Genomic DNA, 20,686 nt, shown 5'->3' on the forward strand with positions numbered 1-20,686 from the left:
GGCAGGTCGCAGGCTAAAGTTCTTCTTGTTCGCCCGGCCGAGCGGGGAGAACGCAAGGGGCTATAGCTCAGTTGGTAGAGCGCCTGCATGGCATGCAGGAGGTCAGGAGTTCAATTCTCCTTAGCTCCACAGGACGAATCCCGTCCCCCTCAGGGGGGCGGGATTTTTCGTTTGTGATCTCCACGTCCCGAACGGTCTTGAACGGAAGTGACCCGAGAGGCGTATACCTCTGTGGTGGCGCGTGGCCGGGTGCCGTGTCCGGACTGGTACCCCGGCGTCGCTGACCGTGTCGCTCCGGTCGTGGCAGAATCAAACGGCCGGAAGGGGGCGCGGCCCGACGGGAGGGAGTAGCGATGCCTTCGAGCATCCTCGAGGAGGTCGGCCACCTCCTCGGCGAAGCAGCGTTGATACGGAACACGGCCACCCGGCTCAGCTGCCCTTCCTGCGGTTCCGCGCACGTCGCCCAAGTCCTCGGTGACAACGGCGGGATCTCCTACGTGTGCACGGCCTGCGGCCACAGCTGGAGCTGACGATGGGTGCACACAGGCGGAAGTGCGACTGGTGCGGCAGCGGTACGCCGATCGTCCGCGACATGGAACCGGTGAACCCCGACTACCAGTACTGGTGCGAGGAATGCGCGCGGGCGCTGATCATAAAAGGCGACCCCATCGAGACGTACCGCGAACTGGAGGGCGAGCCGATCTACGGCCGTCTGCTGGAGGAACACTGCACGCTCAAGCGGTTCTACTCGTTCGTGACGGCCTGAGCGCGGCGCACAGCAGGAACGCGCAGCCGGCCGCCGCGTAGAGGCCGGAGAGCAGCAACTCGCCGGGGCCCTGATGCAGTTCGGGCCGCTCCTCGCCGTGCGGCACCCACCACAGGGCGTAGGAGCAGAACACCGGCAGCGTGCAGACGGCGACCGCGCGCCGGCCCTCCACGGCGAGGAGCAGTACGACGGGCACGCACCACACCCAGTGGTGCGACCAGGACACCGGGCAGATCAGCAGCGCCGTGACCGCGCACGCCAGCACCGCCCACGCCCGCTGTCCGCGCAGCTCCGCCCGGACCGCCGCGGCCAGCCCGGCGGCGCCGACGAGGGCCGCCGCGACCACCCAGGCGGCGCCCGGCTCCGGGGTGTGCAGCGCGCGGGCCAGGACGCCGCGCAGCGCCTGGTTCGCGGTCTCCTCGGCGTGCCCGACCCGCCCCGCGCGGAACACCATGCAGGTCCAGAACCGCCAGGAGTCGTACGGCAGGACGGCCGCCGCGAGCAGGGTGGCGCCGGCGAACGCGGTCACCGCCCCGCGCGCGTGGCGCAGCCAGGGCGCGCCGGTGCCGTTCCGCCGGCGGGCGGCGACACCGGTGGCGAGCAGGAACACCGCGAACAGGGCGGGCGTCAGCTTCACCGCCGCCGCGAGGCCGATGCCGAGCCCGGCCAGGCGGTCGCCGGGGCGGCGGGTGAGGTCCCACAGGACCAGCACCGCCAGCAGCAGGTTGATCTGGCCGTAGCGCAGGGTCGTCCACACCGGTTCGCACCACACGGCCACCGCCGCGACCCACCAGACGGTGCCCCCGCGCGCGTGCCCGACGAGCCGCAGCGACAGCCGGACGAACGCGACCAGCAGGGCGAGGTTCCCGGCCGTCGCGAGGGTGCGCAGGCCCGAGACGTCCAGCAGGGTCAGGGGGGTGAACAGCAGGGCGGCGAAGGGCGGGTAGGTGGTGGGCAGTTGCGCCGCCGTCGTGCGCAGGGCGTACAGATCGCCGCCCGCGCGGACGGTCGAGCCCTCCGCGCGGTACACCAGCAGGTCGATCATCGACACCTGCGCGGCGCGCTGTGCGACCCAGAAGGCCGCGAACGAGAACAGGCAGGCGCCGAGGGCGGTCGGCACACGGCGGTGGATACCGGAGAACACGATCACGGTCACGAGGGCCGACCATAGCGCCCATATTCGGGCAGAACGGAAACGATTTGGTGTTCCGCCGGGGGAACCGTGTAATGTTCTCTGTGTCGCCGCGAGGGAAACCCGAAAGGGAGCCCGGGGCGGACGGCACACCGCAAGGGGCTATAGCTCAGTTGGTAGAGCGCTTGCATGGCATGCAAGAGGTCAGGAGTTCAATTCTCCTTAGCTCCACAGCAGATCCCGCCGGGTCAGGAATGACCCGGCGGGATTTTTCGTGCGGGCCCCGCTCAGCGGCCGAGCGCGCGGCGCCCGCGGCCCTGCGACAGCACCGGCAGGTTGCGGGACGCGGTCTTGTCCCGCGGCGTCTCCTCCTCGATCCGCAGGGCGAGCGCCGGGCAGCGGCGCACCGCGCGCAGCGCCTTCGCCTCGGCGTAGCGGGGCACGGCCGCCTGGGCGACGGTCGGGAAGCCGTCGGCGCCCAGCTCGAAGACCTCCGGGAGGATGTCGGCGCACAGTCCGTGCCCCCGGCACAGCGTCCAGTCGACGTAGATCTTCTGGCGGCTGGGGCCGTTCTCCTCGGCCGCGCCGCCGCCGGGGACGCCCGTGGGGGCCCTGCCCCCCTGGAAGAGCGGCAGCACGCCCTCCACGGGCCGTCCGCAGCCGTTGCCGAGGACATGGGCGGCGAGGTCGTCGGTGAACGCCTTGAGGGTCGACTCCAGGAACATCGCGGAGCCGTCCGGGTGCGAGCAGGCGCCGCGCCGCTTGACGTTCTTGGCGACCTGCTTCAGCGCCTCCAGGGCGGCCGGTCCGCCGCCGTTCAGGATGTCCTCCAGGCCGCGCGCGGCGGCCGGCAGCCCGAGGTAGCACGGGCCGCACTGGCCGGCGCTCTCCTCCGCCAGCCACTGCGCCACCCGCAGTGACTCGCCGAGCGGGCAGGTCTCCTGGGTGATGGGCAGGATCGCCCCGGCGCCCAGGGAACCGCCCACCGCGTCCAGCGAGTTGCGGGAGACGATCGCCTCGTTCACCGTCGCCGCGTCGATCCACTTGCCGTGGTAGCCGCCGGTCAGCACGCCCTGCGGGACCGGCGGGGCGCCGGCCAGCTGGAGCACGTAGCGCAGCGGCACCCCGGTGGGCACCTCGATCACCATGGGGCGGGCCACCGCACCGGAGACCGTGAGCAGCACGGTGCCGGGCTCGTCGTACAGGCCGGTGTTGCCGTACCGCTCCGGGCCGATCCGCGCGGCGATCGCCAGCTGGGCGAACGTCTCGGCGTTCGACAGCAGGGTGGGGGCGCCGCCGACGCCGCTGACCGAGGCGCTGATCTTGCGGCCGGGCGGGATCGCCGGGCCGCCGTCGATCGAGCGGATCAGGGAGGCGGCGGCGCCGGTGACCATGCGGACCGGATTGCGCTGCACACGCGCGCGGAGAACCGATCTTCGTCCGTTGCTCAGGCCGCGCTCGGCGAGCGCGGCCTCCATGGAGCGCTGGGTGGACTCCCGGGTGACGCCCACCACGAGCGTGCGGGCACCCAGCGCCTCGGCGCACAGCAGGGCGCCGTCCAGGATCAGATGGGGGGCACGGTTGATCAGCACCGTGTCCTTGCGGCAGGCGGGTTCGTCCTCGCTTCCGTTGATCACCACCACCGGCCGTACGCCGCGGCGGATCGCCGACTCGGCGACCGACCGCAGCTTCTTGTGGAAGGGGAAACCCGCGCCGCCGCGGCCCCTGAGGTTGATGCGTTCGGCGAGCTGCGCGAGCTGCTCGCCGCCCATGGGCTCGAGCGGCCCATGCACCTTCAGGTGCATGGGCAGATCGAGTCGTTCGACAAGGTCGAAGCCCGACGTGAGCTGGGGAAGTCCGACCACGCGGACTTCGGGTACGTCGGGCAGGGCCTCGTTCACTTAAAGCCTCCGGAAGGCGTGTTCCAAGCTTCGCCCGATCCCGGTGCGTCGAAGTCGTAGGACGCACCGGGCAGTGTTTCTGTTGCGGGACCGCTGTTGTCGTAGGTGTCGTCCGGGTTGTACGTGCCGTAGAGGGTGTTCGACTCAACCGTGTCGTACATCTCGGTGCCGCCGTACCCGCCGCCGCCCGTATTGCCATAGGCCGGGATGGTGTGTCCGGTGTCCTGGAGGGGGTCGTACGCCGACGGGGGCGCCTCGCCGACCGGCGGCGGGGACGGGATCGGCCAGGACGGGTCCACGCGGGGCAGCGACGACGAGGTGTCCACGCGGGGCAGCGATTCGGTGGGCTGGAGGTCAGGGGCGGGCCGCTGGGAGCGGCGGGGACGGGACACCGCGCGGTAGGCCGCCGCGAAGCCGCCGGCGGGTTCGGCGGGGCGCTCGCGACCGGCCCGCGCGGTGTCGTAGCCGGGCAGGGGGGAGGGCTCGCCGCCGGCCCGCGCGCGGGCGGCGTCCAGCTCCTCGCGGTCGGGCTGTGCCCCGCCGCCCAGCAGGGCGGCGATCCGGTCGGCGACCCGGCGCTTGACCGGGCGGGGCGCCGAGCGCAGCGCCAGCGCCGCGATGACGCCGACCAGGCACAGGCCGTAGAGGAACACGAAGACCGGCTTGGCCTGGCGGCCCGCGAACAGGCCGTGGACCAGGGCCGCGCACCAGGCGGGGTAGGCCAGCATGTGCATGGTCCGCCAGCGGGCGGCGATGGGGGCGGGGGAGGCGAAGGCGCTGCGCAGGGCGCCGGTGAGGCCCACGAAGATCATGAGCAGTCCGGCCAGCGAGCCCAGCCCGATCAGGCCGGCGCCCGCGGTGACGCCGAGCGAGAACGGGATCAGCGCGGCGGCGATTCCGACGTGGTCCAGCGCCACCTTGGTGACGACGTGCAGCAGGAGGAACGCGATCGAGGCGACCGCCGTCGCCCGGTGCACCGCCTGTCCGACGATCCGCTGACGCGCGTTGAGGAAGATCCGGTCCTGGGCCACCAGGCCCCAGATCACCGAGCAGGTCAGGGAGACCAGGCTGAGCACGCCCGCGCCGAAGTCCAGGAACTCGCGGAAGGTGTCACCTCCGGCCAGGACGAGCACGGGTATGAGGACCAGCACGGCAGCCGACGCCGCGCCGTAGGCCGACCGGCCCCGTGCGGCGAGCGAGCTGTTACTGCGACGAGAGTTCATGGGGGTGACTCCGAGCGGTTCGGGAAAGCGGTCCCGGGCCGCACTCTAAGTCGCGCCATACCCATGGGTACGAGGTTTGAGTTATTGCGCTGTTATCAAACGACAATGTGCTCGCTGTAATGCCCCTTAGGGGTTGTTACGCGAAGTAATCATGATCTTGGTTCAGCTTTTGAACCTTCGTCGCGGGCCGGTCGAGGGCTGCGGTACCCTGACGCCATGCGTGCCGTACGCCTTCTGCTTAGCGGGCCGCGCTGATCAGTCCCGGCCACCGGACGAGTCGAGTGGCCGGAATCGGCGCGGCGTCCCCTCCTGTGCGAGGGGATTTTTCGTTTCTCGACAAGCCGTAGGCAGAGACGATCGATGGAGCTTTGAGGATCATGAGCGAGACGAACCCCGCTGCCACTGCCGAGGTGGCCGCGCCGCACCGCTACACGGCCGCCCTGGCCGCGGAGATCGAGGCACGCTGGCAGGACTTCTGGGACGCCGAGGGCACCTACGCGGCGCCCAACCCGAAGGGCGACCTGGCGGGCGACCCCGAGCAGGTCGCCAAGCCCAAGAAGTTCTTCATGGACATGTTCCCGTACCCCTCCGGTGCGGGCCTGCACGTCGGCCACCCCCTGGGGTACATCGCCACCGACGTGTACGCGCGCTTCCACCGCATGACCGGCCACAACGTCCTGCACACCCTGGGCTTCGACGCCTTCGGCCTGCCCGCCGAGCAGTACGCCGTGCAGACCGGCACGCACCCGCGCGTGTCCACCGAGGCCAACATCGAGAACATGAAGGTCCAGCTGCGTCGGCTGGGCCTGGGCCACGACAAGCGCCGGACGTTCGCCACGATCGACCCGGACTACTACAAGTGGACCCAGTGGATCTTCCTGCAGATCTTCAACTCCTGGTACGACCACGACGCGAAGAAGGCCCGCCCGATCTCCGAGCTGGTCGCCCAGTTCGAGTCCGGTGAGCGCGAGGTGCCCGGCGGCCGCTCCTGGAACGAGCTGAACGCCGTCGAGAAGGCCGACGTCCTCAGCGAGTACCGGCTGGCCTACGCCTCCGACGCGCCGGTCAACTGGTGCCCCGGCCTGGGCACCGTGCTGGCCAACGAGGAGGTCACCGCCGAGGGCCGCTCCGAGCGCGGCAACTTCCCCGTCTTCAAGGCCAAGCTGCGCCAGTGGAACATGCGCATCACCGCCTACGCCGACCGGCTGCTGGAGGACCTGGACGCGCTGGACTGGCCCGAGGCCATCAAGCTGCAGCAGCGCAACTGGATCGGCCGCTCCGAGGGCGCCCGCGTCGACTTCCCCGTCGACGGCGACCACATCACCGTCTTCACCACCCGCCAGGACACCCTGTTCGGCGCCACCTACATGGTGCTGGCGCCCGAGCACCCGCTGATCGACAAGATCACCCCGGGTGCCTGGCCCGAGGGCACGCACGACGTGTGGACCGGCGGCCACCCCACCCCCGCCGACGCCGTCGCCGCCTACCGCGCGCAGGCAGCCTCCAAGTCCGACGTCGAACGGCAGGCCGACGCCAAGGAGAAGACCGGCGTCTTCACCGGCGCGTACGCCGTCAACCCGGTCAACGGCGAGCGGATCCCCGTCTTCATCGCCGACTACGTCCTGATGGGCTACGGCACCGGCGCGATCATGGCCGTCCCGGCGCACGACACCCGCGACTTCGCCTTCGCGCGCGCCTTCGAGCTGCCGATGCGGTGCGTGGTCGAGCCGTCGGACGACCGTGGCACGGACCCGTCGACGTGGGACGACGCCTTCGCCTCGTACGACGCGAAGATCGTGAACTCGTCCGGCGAGGACGTCTCCCTGGACGGCCTGGGCGTCGTCGAGGCCAAGGCCCGCATCACCGCGTGGCTGGAGAGCAAGGGCATCGGCGAGGGCACCGTCAACTTCCGCCTGCGCGACTGGCTGTTCAGCCGCCAGCGCTACTGGGGCGAGCCCTTCCCGATCGTCTACGACGAGGACGGCGTCGCCCACGCGCTGCCCGAGTCGATGCTGCCGCTGGAGCTGCCGGAGGTCGAGGACTACAGCCCGCGCACCTTCGACCCGGACGACGCGGACACCCAGCCCGAGACCCCGCTGTCGCGCAACGAGGACTGGGTCAACGTCACGCTGGACCTGGGCGACGGCCGCGGTCCGCGCAAGTTCCGGCGCGAGACCAACACCATGCCCAACTGGGCCGGTTCCTGCTGGTACGAGCTGCGCTACCTGGACCCGCACAACAGCGAGAAGCTGGTCGACCCCGAGATCGAGCAGTACTGGATGGGCCCGCGCGAGGGCCAGCCGCACGGCGGCGTCGACCTGTACGTCGGCGGCGCCGAGCACGCCGTGCTGCACCTGCTGTACGCCCGCTTCTGGTCCAAGGTGCTGCACGACCTGGGACACATCGCCTCGGCCGAGCCGTTCCACCGCCTGTTCAACCAGGGCATGATCCAGGCCTACGTCTACCGCGACAGCCGCGGCATCGCCGTGCCGGCCGCCGAGGTCGAGGAGCGCGACGGCGCCTACTGGTACCAGGGCGAGAAGGTCACCCGCCTGCTGGGCAAGATGGGCAAGTCCCTGAAGAACGCGGTGACCCCGGACGAGATCTGCGCCGAGTACGGCGCCGACACCCTGCGCCTGTACGAGATGGCCATGGGCCCGCTGGACGTCTCCCGGCCGTGGGACACCCGCGCGGTCGTCGGCCAGTTCCGGCTGCTGCAGCGGCTGTGGCGCAACATCGTCGACGAGACCACCGGCGAGACGACCGTCGTCGACACCGAGGCCGACGAGGAGACGCTGCGCGCCCTGCACAAGGCGATCGACGGCGTGCGCGGTGACCTGGAGGGCATGCGGTTCAACACCGCCATCGCCAAGATCACCGAGCTGAACAACCACCTGACCAAGGCCGGTGATCCGGTCCCGCGCTCCGTCGCCGAGGCGCTGGTCCTGCTGGTCGCGCCGCTGGCCCCGCACATCGCCGAGGAGCTGTGGCGCAAGCTGGGCCACACCGACTCCGTCGTCCACCAGGACTTCCCGGTGGCCGACCCGGCGTACGTCGTCGACGAGACCGTCACCTGCGTCGTCCAGATCAAGGGCAAGGTCAAGGCCCGCCTGGAGGTCTCCCCGGGCATCTCCGAGGAGGAGCTGGAGAAGGTCGCGCTGGCCGACGAGAAGGTCGTGGCGGCGCTGGACGGAGCCGGGATCCGGAAGGTGATCGTGCGGGCGCCGAAGCTGGTGAACATCGTTCCGGCGTAAGGGCGTCGTAAAGCGTCGTAAAGCGTCGTAAGGGCGCCGTAAGGGCGTCGTGCGGTGCGTGATCATGGCGTGATCGCGCACGTCCGTCGTCAGCGGGTCTTGAGCGGCCGTGGGCGCCGGGCCGTCCCCTAGGGGGTGTGCTCGGGGTTCGATGCGGGCAGGTTCGGGGTTGTCGTGGAACTCCGGGCCTGCCCGTTGCGTTTACCGTGGAAGAGCGGCGCGGTGGGTGCCGTGACGGGCACAGGGCCGAATCGGCCGGAGGAGGAGCGTCGTGGAAGCGGTGATCGCGGTGGTGGCCCTGCTTTTCGTGCTCTTCGTGGCGCTCGGCGTCTATGCCGCGGTGAAGGTCGTCGGCGCCGCCAAGCGGGGCGTGGACCGCACCATCACCCAGGCCCGGCGCACGGTCGAGGACCACACCCTGCGCGCCAAGTCCTTCGCCCAGCCCGGCCCGGTCGGCGAGATCGCCCAGCTGCGCCTGAAGCTGCGCACCTCCATGCGGGCCACCCAGGACGCCCTCCACGCGGGCGCGGCCGAGGACGAGTCGCTGAAGGAGTCCCTCGGCCTCTTCCAGCGGCTCAGCGCCCACGGCCACGAACTCGACGCGGAACTGCGGCGCCTGGAGTCCGAACCGGACCGGGCCGCGCTCACCGAGCGACTGCCCGGCCTGCGCGAGCGCACCGAGCGCATCACACGGTCGGCGGACTCCCTGCGCTGGGCCGCCCGCGACCGCGCCCGCCGCTTCGCCGACGACGACCTGGACACGCTCAGCGCCCAGATCGACGTCGAGGCCGGTGCCCTGCGGCACTGGACGACGGAGGAGCCCCCGGCGTCCTCCGCCTCCGCTCCGCCCCCGCCCTGGCCGGAGGCACCCGCCGCCGACGCCGCGGCGAGTCGGCAGACCTGGCAGGACACCCCGCGGGCGCACACCGCCGACGAGCCGGCCCGCCCCGCCATCACCCCGCCGGACCCGCGGCCGGCCTACCCGTGGCAGAAGAAGCCCCGCCCCGAGTCCACCACCTGAACCCGCCGGCCGGGTCCCCGTTCCGCTTCGGGTGACGGGCCGGGCTGCCGTCCGCGCGCTACGCCAGGTAACCTCCAGCTCATGTCCCGGCATGTCGCGATCGTCACCGATTCAACGGCCTACCTGCCGCCACGGACGATGGAGCGCCACGGCATCACGGCGGTTCCGCTGACCGTGGTCCTCGGCGACCGGGCACTCGAAGAGGGCACCGAGATCTCGACCCGCTCCCTCGCCCAGGCGCTCCAGAAGCGACGGCCCGTCACCACCTCGCGGCCCAGCCCCGCGGTGTTCGCGGAGACCTATCGCAAGGTCGCCGAGTCGGGCGCCACCGGGATCGTCTCCCTCCATCTCTCCGCCGAGCTGTCCGGCACCTACGACGCGGCGGTGCTCGCGGCGAAGGAGGCACCGGTGCCGGTGCGGGTGGTGGACACCGGCATGATCGCGATGGCGCTGGGCTTCTGCGCCGTGGCGGCGGCCGAGGCGGCGGAGGCGGGCGGTTCCGTGGACGAGGCCGTCACGGCGGCGGAGAAGCGGGCCGCCGGCACCTCCGCCTACTTCTACGTCGACACCCTGGAGTACCTGCGCCGCGGCGGCCGGATCGGCACCGCACAGGCCCTGTTCGGCTCCGCGCTCGCGGTGAAGCCGCTGCTCCAGCTGGACGGCGGCCGGATCGGACCGCTGGAGAAGGTGCGGACGGCGTCGCGGGCGATCGCCCGGCTGGAGGAGATCGCCGCCGAGCGGGCGGGGTCCGCGCCGGTCGACATCGCCGTCCACCACCTCGCGGCGGCGGACCGCGCCTCGGCGCTGGCGGAGCGGCTGCGGGTGCGGGTGCCCGGGCTGGCGGAGCTGCATGTGAGTGAGGTGGGGGCGGTGATCGGGGCGCATACGGGGCCCGGGTTGCTGGGGGTTGTGATCGCGTCGCGGTGAGGCGGCGGGGTGGGGCGACGGGGTGAGGTGACCGGGTTCACCAGTTCACACGTACGGGTGACGGGGTTTTCCACAACTGAGTAGTAATCCCCGGGATTTGACCAAGATCATCGTGAGTGCGGTGAGGTGTCCCATCCTCGTCGCATGGCACTTCGAGCACGCACACGCAGTACGTCCGCGACGAGCGGTCCGGGCCGGGGCGCGGCCTCGGACGGCCGTCTCCGCCATCGCCGTCCGCCCCTGCGCGCCAGGTCCGCCGCCCGGCAGCGGCACGCGTCCGCCGACGAACTCCGGCGACGCGCGCGGCTGTTGTTCGGCGAGCAGGCGGTGCAGCCTGTCGCGGAGCCCGTCGGCGAACCTGCTGGGGAACATGCCGAGGAGCGTCGGGAGTCGAGGGCGGGGCCGCCGGGGGCCGGGGAGCGGGAGTCCGTCGAGACCTGGCGCCACCGGGCTGGACTCGCCCTGCGGGAGCGGCTGCCGCTGTGGTTGCAGGCCAGGGCCGGACTGGAACGGCGCAACGTCCTGGCGCTGGCCGTGCTGCTCGTCGTGGCCGCGGGGTTCGCCGTGCAGCACTTCTGGAGCGGGCGGACGGAGACGGTCAGGGCCCCGGAGGTGGTCGAGGCGGCACCTCCGCACCCGGAGCCGGCGGCTGAGTCCGCCCCGCCCGCCGCCCCTACGGGCGTGCCGGGCGCCGGTACCGAGATCGTGGTGGACGTCAGCGGGAAGGTACGCGAGCCCGGCATCCACCGGCTGCCCGCCGGGTCGCGGGTGGTGGACGCCCTGGAGGCCGCGGGCGGGGTACGACCCGGCACGGACGTCGACGGGCTGAACCGGGCGCGGTTCCTCGTGGACGGTGAGCAGGTGGTCGTCGGCGGGCCCGCTCCCGTCGCTCCGGCTCCAGGGCCTGGGCCGGGGTCTGGCGGGGGCGCCCCTGCGGGTGGCGTGCCGGCCGGGCCCGTCTCACTCAACACGGCCACCGTGGAGCAGCTCGAAACCCTGCCGGGCGTCGGCCCCGTCCTCGCCCAGCACATCGTCGACTACCGCACCCGGCACGGCGGCTTCCGCTCGGTGGACGAGCTGCGGGAGGTCAAGGGGATCGGCGAGCGGCGGTTCGCGGATCTGCGGGATCTCGTGCGGCCATGAGGGGCGGGGAGGAGATCTCGGCAGTGGGCTCGGGCTCGGGCTCGGCAGTGGGCTCGGGCGCGGCTCCGGGGCCCACGTCGGCCGGTGCCCCGGCTCCGGTCGTCACCGCCGGGCGGCGGGACGTACACGCGGCGTCCGGGAACCGGCTCGGGGCGGCTCATCCGCGGCAGGGAGGGCCGGCGGACCTGAGGCTCGTCGGACCCGCGCTGGCCGCCTGGGCGACGGCGGCGGTGATGCTGGGCGCGCCGACGGGCTGGACCGTCGGGGTGGTGGCGGGGTGCTCGGGTGGCGCGGGGCTGCTGCTGTGGGTGACGCGTCGGCGAGGGCGCCCGGCGCGGACGGAGCGGGCTCGGACGGAGCGGGCTCGGACGGAGCCGCGGGATCTGCTGACGGCCCGGCCGGCCGCGTGGCCGCGGATGTCGGTCGCGGCCGTGCTGCTCTGTGTTGCCGCGGCGGCCGTCTCGGCGGGGCTGCACGGGGCGGATCTGCGCCGGGGACCGGTGCCGGGGCTGGCGCGGGAGTACGCCACCGTGACCGCGGAGGTCGAGGTCACCGCGGATCCTCGGCTGACCCGGCCGAGGGTGACCGGGAACCACCTGGCGCGGACGTCGGTGTTGGTGCGCGGTGAGGTGCGGGGCGTGCTGGTGCCGCCGGTCGGCGGGGTGGTGCGCGCCGGGCGGGCGTTGACGGCGACACGGGCACCGGTGCTGGTGATCGTCGACGCGGGGCGGGGCGGGGCCGCCCACGACGTGCGGTCCGGCACGGCTGCTCACGACGCTCGGTCCGGCACGGCTGCTCACGACGCTCGATCCGGCAGGGCTGCCCATGACGCTCGGTCCGGCACGGCTGCTCACAGCGGCGAGTCCGCATCGGCGTCGTGGCTCGGGCTGCTGCCCTCCACGCGGGTGCGGGTGACGGGACGGCTCGCGCCGGCCGTGTTCGGCGGGGACCGGATCGCGGCCGTGCTGCGGGTGCGGGGACGGGCGGCGCCCGTGGTCGTCGGGGAGCCGTCGGCGGCGCAGCGGTTGGCGGGGCGGTTGCGGGCCGGGCTGCGGGAGGCCACCGACGGGCTGCGCCCGGACGCGCGGGCGCTGCTGCCGGGACTGGTCGTAGGAGACACCTCGCGGATCGGCCCGGATTTGGACGAGGCCTTCAAGGAGACCGACCTCGCCCACACGCTCGCCGTGTCGGGCAGCAACCTGACCATCGTCCTCGCGCTCCTGCTGGGCCCGCCCGGGCTGGCCCAGCGAGCCGAGCGGCGCGGACTGGCGCCACGGCTCGGCATCTCGCTGCGGGGGACGGCGCTACTCGGCGGGGCACTCACCCTGGGGTTCGTCGTGGTGTGCCGCCCGGACCCGAGCGTGCTGCGGGCCGCCGCCTGCGGGGCGGTGACCCTGCTCGCCCTGGCGACCGGACGCCGCAGATCCCTGATCCCGGCGCTGGCGACGGCGGTGCTGCTGCTGGTGCTGTACGACCCGTGGCTGTCGCGGAGTTACGGCTTTCTGCTGTCGGTGCTGGCGACCGGGGCGCTGCTGACGCTCGCCCCCGGCTGGAGCGCGGCGCTGCGCCGGCGGGGGATGCCGCCGCGCCTCGCGGAGGCGCTGTCGGCCGCGGCGGCGGCGCAGGCGGTGTGCGCGCCGGTCGTGGCGGTGCTGTCGGCGCGGGTGAGCCTGGTGGCGGTGCCGTGCAATCTGCTCGCGGAGTGCGCGCTGGCCCCGGCGACCGTGCTGGGGTTCGCCGCGCTGGCGGCGGCACCGCTGGCGATGCCGGTGGCCGAGGCACTGGCGTGGTGCGCGGGCTGGCCCGCCGGGTGGATCGCGGGCATCGCCCGCACCGGGGCGGCACTGCCCGGCGCGGGGGTGGACTGGCCCGGGAGCTGGGCCGGGGCCGGACTCCTGCTGTGCGTGACGGCGGCCCTCGTGATGGCGGGACGGCGGCTGGTCCGGCACCCCTGGTTGTGCCTGGCCGGCGGACTGCTGCTGGTGGTGGCGGTGGTGCAGCCGCCCCCGCTGACCCGGGTGATCACCGGATGGCCGCCGCCGGGCTGGCGGCTGGCTCTGTGCGATGTGGGGCAGGGCGACGCGACCGTGCTCGCGGCGGGCGAGGGCACCGGAGTCGTCGTGGACGCCGGACCGGACCCGACGCTGGTCGACCGGTGTCTGCACGGGCTGGGCGTCACGAGGATCCCGCTCGTCGTGCTCACCCACTTCCACGCCGACCATGTGGCCGGACTGCCCGGGGTGCTGCGCGGGCGCGCGGTGGGGGCCATCCAGACGACGGGGTACGAAGAGCCCGCCGACCAGGCCGCGTTCGTCCGGCGAGTGGCCGCCGCGCGGGGGATCCCGGTGACCCGGGCGGTCGCCGGGGAGCGGCGGCGTGCCGGTGACCTCACCTGGCAGGTGCTGTGGCCGCCGCCCTCCGCACCGGCACCCGAGGGGCCGAACGACGCCAGCGTCGCCCTGCTCGTGCGGACGGCGGGGCTGCGGATGCTGCTGCTCGGCGACCTCGAACCCCCGGCCCAGCAGGCCCTGCTGCGGACCCCGGCGGCTGCGCTGATCGGCGGCGTCGACGTGCTCAAGGTCGCCCACCACGGATCCGCCTACCAGGACCCGGAGTTGCTGCGCCGGACAGCACCGCGCCTCGCACTGATCTCCGCGGGCGCGGACAACCCCTACGGGCACCCCGCGCCCGGCACCCTGGCAGCGCTGCGGGCCGCGGGCGCGGCGGTGCTGCGGACGGACCGGGACGGGTCGGTCGCGGTGGTGGGGGCGGGCGGGGAGATACGGGTGGCGCGAGACTGAGGGCATGGAATCGGCAGATGTTGACGCGTATCTCCGCCGACTGGGCGCCGCCCGCCCGGCCAGGCCCACCCTCGACGTCCTGCGGGAGCTGCATCTGCGCCATCTGCGGGCCGTGCCGTTCGAGAACCTGTCGATCCACCTCGGTGAGGAGATCGCGCTCGATGAGAGGCGTCTGCTGGACAAGGTGGTGGGCGCGCGGCGGGGCGGGTTCTGTTACGAACTCAACGGGCTGTTCGGCGCGTTGCTGGACGCGCTGGGCTTCGAGGTGACGCTGCTGGCGGGGCGGGTCTACGGGGAGGAGGGGCGGCTCGGGGTCCCGTACGACCATCTCGCGCTGCGGGTGCGGACGGCGGACGCGGGGGAGTGGCTGGCCGACGTGGGGTTCGGGGCGCACAGCCACTTCCCGTTGGCGTGGGAGGACCGGCGGGAACAGGCCGATCCCGGGGGCTCGTTCCGGATCGCCGAGGCCGGGCCGGACGCGGCGGGGGAGGTGGGCGACCTAAACGTGCTGAAGGACGGTGAGCGGGAGTACCGGCTGGAGACCCGGCCGCGGCTGCTCGCCGACTTCGTGACCGGCGCTTGGTGGCACAGCACCTCGCCGGAGTCCCCCTTCACGCGGAAGCTGGTGTGCTCGCGGGTCACGGAGGACGGCGGCCGGATCACGCTCGGCGGACGCAAGCTGAAGGTGACGGCGCCGGACGGGACCCAGGAGGAGCGCGAGTACGGAGAGGGGGAGGACGAGGCGGTGCTGGCCGTGTACCGGGAGCGGTTCGGGATCGAGCTGGAGAGGGTGCCGAGGGTGGCCGATGGCGCGTAAAGCAGACGGGAGGGACATCTGCGGGACATCCCGCTGATCTGCCCCTGTGTTGCCTCGAAAGCCACACAAGTGATCGAATGGATCTTCGATGGCGAGTGATGTCAAGGCGCGCAGAGGTGTGGTGGATGATCGGCCGCTGGCTGGGGAGCCGGAGGAACCGGGTGCGACGGAGGAGTCCCCTGGCTTCGGTGCGGACTCCGCCACGGGCGGGGGTGCTCACCTGCCGGGTCCTCGATCCGGTCCACGAGCCGGTGCCGCGGGCGGAATTCGTGGTCAGCGACCACATGGGGCGCCGGGTGGTCGGCGGGGGCACGGACCCGTTCGGGTCGTTCGTGACCGCGGTGCCGGCCGGTGAGTACCGGCTGGCGGTGACGGCCGACGGATACGCCCCCTTCCGCGCGGCCATGACCGTGGAGGAGGGCACGCTCGCCTCGCTGGGGGACGTGACGCTCCAGACCGCCGAGCCGCCGGAGCTGCCGGGCGCGGGGGACTGGGACATCGAGCCCATGCACTCCTCGATCGCGTTCACCGCGCGGCACATCGGACTGGCGCGGATCCACGGGCGGTTCAACCACTTCGCGGGCGTGGTGCGGATCGCCGACCCGATGGAGCGGTCCGCGATGCACGTGGTGATCGACGCGGCGTCGATCGACACGAACGTGCGGATGCGCGACGACCATCTGCGGTCGGCGGACTTCCTGGACGTGGAGCGGTTCCCGACGATCGAGTTCTACGGCGACCGGTTCACGCACAGGGGCGGCAGCCGGTGGGCGGTGACCGGGGCGCTCTCGCTGCACGGGGTGACGCGGACCGTGACGCTGGACACGGAGTACCTGGGGCTGGGCAACGGCATGGAGGGGGAGGTCCGGGCGGCCTGCCGGGCGACGACGGAGCTGCACCGGGACGACTTCACGGTGAGCTGGCAGACGATGCTGGCGAAGGGGATCGCGGTGGTCGGGCCGAGTATCCGGATCGAGCTGGACGTGCAGGTCGTGCCGAGGACGGCCGGTGCGGTGGCGGCGTGACCGTGGCGGAGAATGTTGCCGTGAGTGATGTGAGACATGTGCTGGTGCTGCCCGACCGCGACGCCGCGGAGGAGGTGGCCGAGGCGCTGGGGGAGCGGTTCGGGCTCGACGAGGAGCCGCAGCTGGTGCGGGACGCGCTCGCCGGGGAGGACGACGCCGAGGACGCGCAGTGGCTCGTCGTCGTGGCCGACGAGGCGGAGCGCCTGGACCCCCGGGAACTGGACGAGTTCGCCGGGGAGTGGGACGGCTGGCGCGAGGAGCCGTAGCCGCGGCGCCTCGGGGCTGCGCCGGCCGGTCGCTCCGCCGCGGGCCGGTGGGTGGCCGGTCGCGCGGTTCCCCGCGCCCCTGAGGGGCGCGCCCCGTTGTCAGTGCGGCGTGCCATGCTTGTCCCGATGGCCAGGAAAACCGCGAATGACGACCCTCTCGCCCCGGTGACGCTCGCCGTGGGCCAGGAGGACCTTCTGCTCGACCGTGCCGTGCAGGAGGTGGTGGCCGCCGCCAAGGCCGCCGACGCCGACACGGACGTACGTGACCTGACCCCGGATCAGCTCCAGCCCGGCACCCTCGCCGAGCTGACCAGCCCGTCGCTCTTCGCGGAGCGCAAGGTCGTGGTCGTACGCAACGCGCAGGACCTGTCCGCGGACACGGTCAAGGACGTGAAGGCCTACCTCGGCGCACCGGCCGAGGAGATCACGCTGGTGCTGCTGCACGCGGGCGGCGCCAAGGGCAAGGGGCTGCTGGACGCCGCGCGCAAGGCGGGCGCGCGGGAGGTGGCCTGCCCGAAGATGACGAAGCCGGCGGACCGGCTGGCGTTCGTCCGGCAGGAGTTCCGGGCCGCCGGGCGGTCCGCCACCCCCGAGGCCTGCCAGGCGCTCGTCGACGCCGTCGGCAGCGATCTGCGGGAACTGGCGTCCGCCGTTTCCCAGCTCGTCGCCGATGTCGAGGGCACCATCGACGAGGCCGTCGTCGGGCGGTACTACACCGGCCGCGCCGAGGCCTCCAGCTTCACCGTCGCCGACCGGGCCGTCGAGGGCCGTACGGCCGAGGCGCTGGAGGCGCTGCGCTGGTCGCTGGCCACCGGCGTCGCTCCCGTGCTGATCACCAGCGCGCTCGCCCAGGGCGTCCGCGCGATCGGCAAGCTGTCCTCCGCGCGCGGCGGCCGGCCCGCCGACCTCGCGCGCGAGCTGGGCATGCCGCCGTGGAAGATCGACCGGGTCCGGCAGCAGATGCGGGGCTGGACCCCGGACGGGGTGGCCGTCGCGCTGCGGGCGGTGGCGGAAGCCGACGCCGGGGTGAAGGGCGGCGGGGACGACCCCGAGTACGCGCTGGAGAAGGCGGTCGTGACGATCGCGCGGGCCGCCCGGTCCAGAGGGCGGGCGTAGCGGGGGAGGAGGACAATCGGGCGTATCAGCCGCCCATCGCCGGACGACGGAGAGGTGGCGATCGCCATGGCTGAACACCCGCACGCCCAACTCGTACGCAAGGGCTTCGAAGCATTCACGCGCGGGGACATGGACACCCTGCGCGGGCTGATGACCGCGGACTGTACCCAGCACGTGCCCGGCACCCACCCGCTGTCGGGTGACTTCAAGGGCCAGGACGCGATCATCGACATGTATCGCCGGATGAACGAGGAGACCGGCGGGAACATGCGGGTCGACCTGCGTGGCGTCGCCGTGGACGGCCGCGGGCACGCGGTCGGCATGATGCGCTTCACGGCGGACCGTGACGGCAAGCACATCGAGGACGACGGTGCCCTCGTCTTCCGTGTCGTCGGCGACAAGATCAGCGACATCGACGAGTGCGTGCAAGACATAGACGCGAACAACGACTTCTGGTCCTGACCGTCGCGAAACAGCCGAAGGCCCCGCCACCCGCCCTGGGGAAGGGCGAGGCGGCGGGGCCTTCGGTTCAAGCTGCTGAGCCCGTTCCCGCGTGGCGAACGCAGGCCGCGAACGGACTCGGGGTGCCGGTCGGGAGCGGATGAGAGAGGGCCCGCCCTGGGTCCGCCCGGCGATCAGACCAGATAAGGGGTTCAGCCCTTGAGGGTCGCGACCTTGGCAGCCAGGGCCGACTTCTTGTTGGCGGCCTGGTTCTTGTGGATGACGCCCTTCGAGACGGCCTTGTCGAGCTGACGCGCGGCGGCGCGCTGGTACTCGACGGCCTTCTCGACGTCACCCGCGGCAGCGGCCTCACGGGCCTTGCGGATCGCGGTCTTCAGGGAGGACTTGACGGCCTTGTTGCGCAGCCGAGCCTTCTCGTTGGTCTTGATCCGCTTGATCTGGGACTTGATGTTCGCCACGAATGAGCCTTTTCAGGTTCAGGCACGGGGCGAGAGGGATCCGAAGGGGATCCCGCGTCCCGTACCAGGTGATTTCTTGGGGTCGTGCCTCGCGCTGAGAGGGCATGAGACACAGCCCCCTACACTACCAGCGGCCCTTCCAGTGGCCCAAACCGGTCGCCGCACCGCACCCGTGGGACCATGGAAGCTACGTAACGATCCGACCCGAGGCATAAGGCGCCTCAAGAGACAGGACCCTGCGTGCCCGCGACCCCTAACAATGTGCCCGAGCCGAGCCGTACCGACCCGGCTCTGATCCGCAATTTCTGCATCATCGCGCACATCGACCACGGCAAGTCCACGCTCGCCGACCGGATGCTCCAGCTGACCGGTGTGGTCGAGCAGCGGCAGATGCGCGCCCAGTACCTCGACCGCATGGACATCGAGCGCGAGCGCGGCATCACGATCAAGTCCCAGGCGGTGCGTCTGCCGTGGGCCCCGACCCACGACAAGAGCAACACGCACATCCTCAACATGATCGACACCCCGGGGCACGTCGACTTCACCTACGAGGTCTCGCGGTCGCTCGCCGCCTGCGAGGGGACCATCCTCCTCGTCGACGCCGCCCAGGGCATCGAGGCCCAGACCCTCGCCAACCTGTACCTGGCGATGGAGAACGACCTCACGATCATCCCGGTGCTGAACAAGATCGACCTGCCGGCCGCGCAGCCCGAGAAGTTCGCCGAGGAGCTGGCCAACCTGGTCGGGTGCGAGCCGGGCGACGTGCTCAAGGTCTCCGCCAAGACCGGTCTGGGCGTCGAGGCGCTGCTCGACAAGGTCGTCGCCGAGATCCCGCCGCCGGTCGGCGTCAAGGACGCCCCCGCCCGCGCGATGATCTTCGACTCGGTCTACGACTCGTACCGCGGTGTCGTGACGTACGTCCGTGTCATCGACGGCCAGCTCAACAAGCGCGAGCGCATCCGGATGATGTCGACCGGCGCCACCCACGAGCTGCTGGAGATCGGCACCAACTCGCCCGAGATGCTCCCGGCCGACGGCCTGGGCGTCGGCGAGGTGGGCTATCTGATCACCGGTGTGAAGGACGTCCGCCAGTCGAAGGTCGGTGACACCGTCACCAGCCAGCACAAGGGCGCCACCGAGGCGCTCGGCGGTTACAAGGACCCGAAGCCGATGGTCTTCTCCGGTCTGTATCCGCTGGACGGCTCGGACTACCCGGAGCTGCGCGAGGCGCTGGACAAGCTCCAGCTCAACGACGCCGCGCTGGTCTACGAGCCGGAGACCTCCGCGGCCCTCGGGTTCGGCTTCCGCGTCGGCTTCCTCGGCCTGCTCCACCTGGACGTGATCCGCGAGCGCCTGGAGCGCGAGTTCGGCCTGGACCTGATCGCCACCGCGCCCAACGTGGTCTACCGCGTGATCATGGAGGACGGCACCGAGGTCGTCGTCACCAACCCGAGCGAGTTCCCCGAGGGGAAGATCGCCGAGGTGTACGAGCCGGTCGTGCGGGCGACGATCCTCGCCCCGACCGAGTTCATCGGCGCGATCATGGAGCTGTGCCAGACCCGCCGCGGCACCCTGCTCGGCATGGACTACCTCTCCGAGGACCGCGTCGAGATCCGCTACACGCTCCCCCTCGCGGAGATCGTCTTCGACTTCTTCGACCAGCTGAAGTCCAAGACCCGCGGCTACGCCTCCCTCGACTACGAGCCCACCGGCGAGCAGTCCAGCTCCCTGGTGAAGGTCGACATCCTGCTGCACGGCGACAAGGTGGACGCCTTCTCGGCGATCACGCACAAGGACCAGGCGTACGCGTACGGCGTGCGGCTCGTCGCCAAGCTCAAGGAGCTGATCCCGCGGCAGAACTTCGAGGTGCCGGTGCAGGCCGCCATCGGCTCCCGGGTGATCGCCCGCGAGACCATCCGCGCCATCCGCAAGGACGTCCTCGCCAAGTGCTACGGCGGTGACATCTCCCGTAAGCGGAAGCTGCTGGAGAAGCAGAAGGAGGGCAAGAAGCGGATGAAGATGGTGGGTTCCGTGGAGGTTCCGCAGGAGGCCTTCATCGCGGTGCTCTCCAGCGACGACGGCGCGGCATCGGCCAAGGGCAAGAAGTAACCGCGAGTAACGCCGCCGGTCACCGGCAAAACGGACGCTCAGGGGCCCGTCGTACGAAAGTACGGCGGGCCTCGCCGTGTGAGCGGGGTATCTCTCCGGTGAGAGCTCTGGTGAAAGTGGCAGGGCGCGGAGTCTTACGCAGCGGCCGGTCGGGCTCTACCCTGTCCCTGCTCGTGGTTACTCGCGAGTTAAACAACGCGCCGTGAGTGAAAAGCCCTACTGATTCAGCCGTACGGATACCCAGAACAGCCCCACTGAGCCAGCC

17 protein-coding genes and 2 tRNA genes are annotated in these 20,686 nt (G+C 72.0%); 15 read left to right on the forward strand and 4 right to left on the reverse strand.

Going from position 1 to position 20,686, the window contains the following annotated elements; translation table 11 throughout:
* Positions 1–56: 56 nt before the first annotated feature.
* The 3 genes from ACIG0D_RS02595 to ACIG0D_RS02605 all read left to right on the forward strand — a co-directional run bounded on the left by ACIG0D_RS02595 (position 57) and on the right by ACIG0D_RS02605 (position 766).
* A tRNA-Ala gene (locus ACIG0D_RS02595) sits at positions 57–129 on the forward strand.
* 224 nt (positions 130–353) lie between these two features.
* Complete coding sequence (locus tag ACIG0D_RS02600) at positions 354–530, forward strand: hypothetical protein (RefSeq protein WP_365758847.1); 177 nt, start codon at positions 354–356, stop codon at positions 528–530.
* A 2-nt stretch (positions 531–532) separates the two neighbouring features.
* Positions 533–766: a hypothetical protein gene (locus tag ACIG0D_RS02605; RefSeq protein ID WP_003976229.1), complete on the forward strand. Its 234-nt coding sequence runs from the start codon at positions 533–535 to the stop codon at positions 764–766.
* Here ACIG0D_RS02605 and ACIG0D_RS02610 read toward each other — a convergent pair.
* Complete coding sequence (locus ACIG0D_RS02610; RefSeq protein WP_399795817.1) at positions 735–1,922, reverse strand: glycosyltransferase 87 family protein; 1,188 nt, start codon at positions 1,920–1,922, stop codon at positions 735–737. The genes ACIG0D_RS02605 and ACIG0D_RS02610 overlap by 32 nt on opposite strands.
* 134 nt (positions 1,923–2,056) lie before the next feature.
* Here ACIG0D_RS02610 and ACIG0D_RS02615 point away from each other — a divergent pair.
* A tRNA-Ala gene (locus tag ACIG0D_RS02615) sits at positions 2,057–2,129 on the forward strand.
* Between the two features lie 56 nt (positions 2,130–2,185).
* Here the strand turns inward: ACIG0D_RS02615 and ACIG0D_RS02620 are convergent.
* Both ACIG0D_RS02620 and ACIG0D_RS02625 read right to left on the reverse strand, forming a co-directional pair.
* Positions 2,186–3,799, reverse strand: coding sequence for an NADH-ubiquinone oxidoreductase-F iron-sulfur binding region domain-containing protein (locus ACIG0D_RS02620; protein WP_399795818.1), 1,614 nt, complete (start codon positions 3,797–3,799; stop codon positions 2,186–2,188).
* Positions 3,796–5,022, reverse strand: a complete 1,227-nt coding sequence (locus ACIG0D_RS02625) for a cytochrome b/b6 domain-containing protein (RefSeq protein WP_399795820.1) — start codon at positions 5,020–5,022, stop codon at positions 3,796–3,798. Before ACIG0D_RS02625 ends, ACIG0D_RS02620 begins: the two co-directional genes overlap by 4 nt.
* A gap of 377 nt (positions 5,023–5,399) precedes the next feature.
* On the opposite strand from ACIG0D_RS02625, the gene leuS reads away from it, so the two are divergent.
* From leuS to ACIG0D_RS02675, 10 genes are all read left to right on the forward strand, one after another.
* The gene (leuS, locus tag ACIG0D_RS02630) at positions 5,400–8,276 is read left to right on the forward strand and encodes a leucine--tRNA ligase (protein ID WP_399795821.1); all 2,877 of its coding nucleotides are present in this window, start codon (positions 5,400–5,402) and stop codon (positions 8,274–8,276) included.
* Positions 8,277–8,547: 271 nt separating this feature from the next.
* Positions 8,548–9,297, forward strand: coding sequence for a hypothetical protein (locus ACIG0D_RS02635; RefSeq protein WP_399795823.1), 750 nt, complete (start codon positions 8,548–8,550; stop codon positions 9,295–9,297).
* Positions 9,298–9,378: 81 nt separating this feature from the next.
* Positions 9,379–10,224: a DegV family protein gene (locus tag ACIG0D_RS02640; RefSeq protein ID WP_399795824.1), complete on the forward strand. Its 846-nt coding sequence runs from the start codon at positions 9,379–9,381 to the stop codon at positions 10,222–10,224.
* Between the two features lie 144 nt (positions 10,225–10,368).
* Positions 10,369–11,367 (forward strand): helix-hairpin-helix domain-containing protein, encoded by a 999-nt coding sequence (locus tag ACIG0D_RS02645; RefSeq protein ID WP_399795825.1) that lies wholly within the window; start codon positions 10,369–10,371, stop codon positions 11,365–11,367.
* Positions 11,364–14,168 carry a ComEC/Rec2 family competence protein gene (locus tag ACIG0D_RS02650; protein ID WP_399795826.1) on the forward strand — a complete coding sequence of 935 codons (2,805 nt, stop codon included), beginning with the start codon at positions 11,364–11,366 and terminating at the stop codon, positions 14,166–14,168. Before ACIG0D_RS02645 ends, ACIG0D_RS02650 begins: the two co-directional genes overlap by 4 nt.
* Positions 14,169–14,172: 4 nt before the next feature.
* On the forward strand, positions 14,173–14,985 hold the full coding sequence (locus tag ACIG0D_RS02655; RefSeq protein ID WP_399795827.1) for an arylamine N-acetyltransferase: 813 nt from the start codon (positions 14,173–14,175) through the stop codon (positions 14,983–14,985).
* A 125-nt stretch (positions 14,986–15,110) separates the two neighbouring features.
* Positions 15,111–16,010, forward strand: coding sequence for a YceI family protein (locus ACIG0D_RS02660; RefSeq protein WP_399796343.1), 900 nt, complete (start codon positions 15,111–15,113; stop codon positions 16,008–16,010).
* Between the two features lie 20 nt (positions 16,011–16,030).
* Positions 16,031–16,276 carry a hypothetical protein gene (locus tag ACIG0D_RS02665; protein ID WP_399795829.1) on the forward strand — a complete coding sequence of 82 codons (246 nt, stop codon included), beginning with the start codon at positions 16,031–16,033 and terminating at the stop codon, positions 16,274–16,276.
* Positions 16,277–16,402: 126 nt separating this feature from the next.
* On the forward strand, positions 16,403–17,392 hold the full coding sequence (holA, locus tag ACIG0D_RS02670; RefSeq protein WP_365758869.1) for a DNA polymerase III subunit delta: 990 nt from the start codon (positions 16,403–16,405) through the stop codon (positions 17,390–17,392).
* Positions 17,393–17,458: 66 nt separating this feature from the next.
* Positions 17,459–17,854, forward strand: coding sequence for a nuclear transport factor 2 family protein (locus ACIG0D_RS02675; protein WP_399795831.1), 396 nt, complete (start codon positions 17,459–17,461; stop codon positions 17,852–17,854).
* 191 nt (positions 17,855–18,045) lie between these two features.
* On the opposite strand, the gene rpsT is transcribed toward ACIG0D_RS02675, so the two are convergent.
* Positions 18,046–18,312 carry a 30S ribosomal protein S20 gene (rpsT, locus tag ACIG0D_RS02680; RefSeq protein WP_399795833.1) on the reverse strand — a complete coding sequence of 89 codons (267 nt, stop codon included), beginning with the start codon at positions 18,310–18,312 and terminating at the stop codon, positions 18,046–18,048.
* Between the two features lie 240 nt (positions 18,313–18,552).
* Here rpsT and lepA point away from each other — a divergent pair, with 240 nt between their 5' ends.
* The gene (lepA, locus tag ACIG0D_RS02685; protein WP_365758874.1) at positions 18,553–20,421 is read left to right on the forward strand and encodes a translation elongation factor 4; all 1,869 of its coding nucleotides are present in this window, start codon (positions 18,553–18,555) and stop codon (positions 20,419–20,421) included.
* Positions 20,422–20,686 lie beyond the last annotated feature (265 nt).

Source organism: Streptomyces sp. NPDC052773, assembly GCF_044547145.1.
GTDB lineage: Bacteria > Actinomycetota > Actinomycetes > Streptomycetales > Streptomycetaceae > Streptomyces.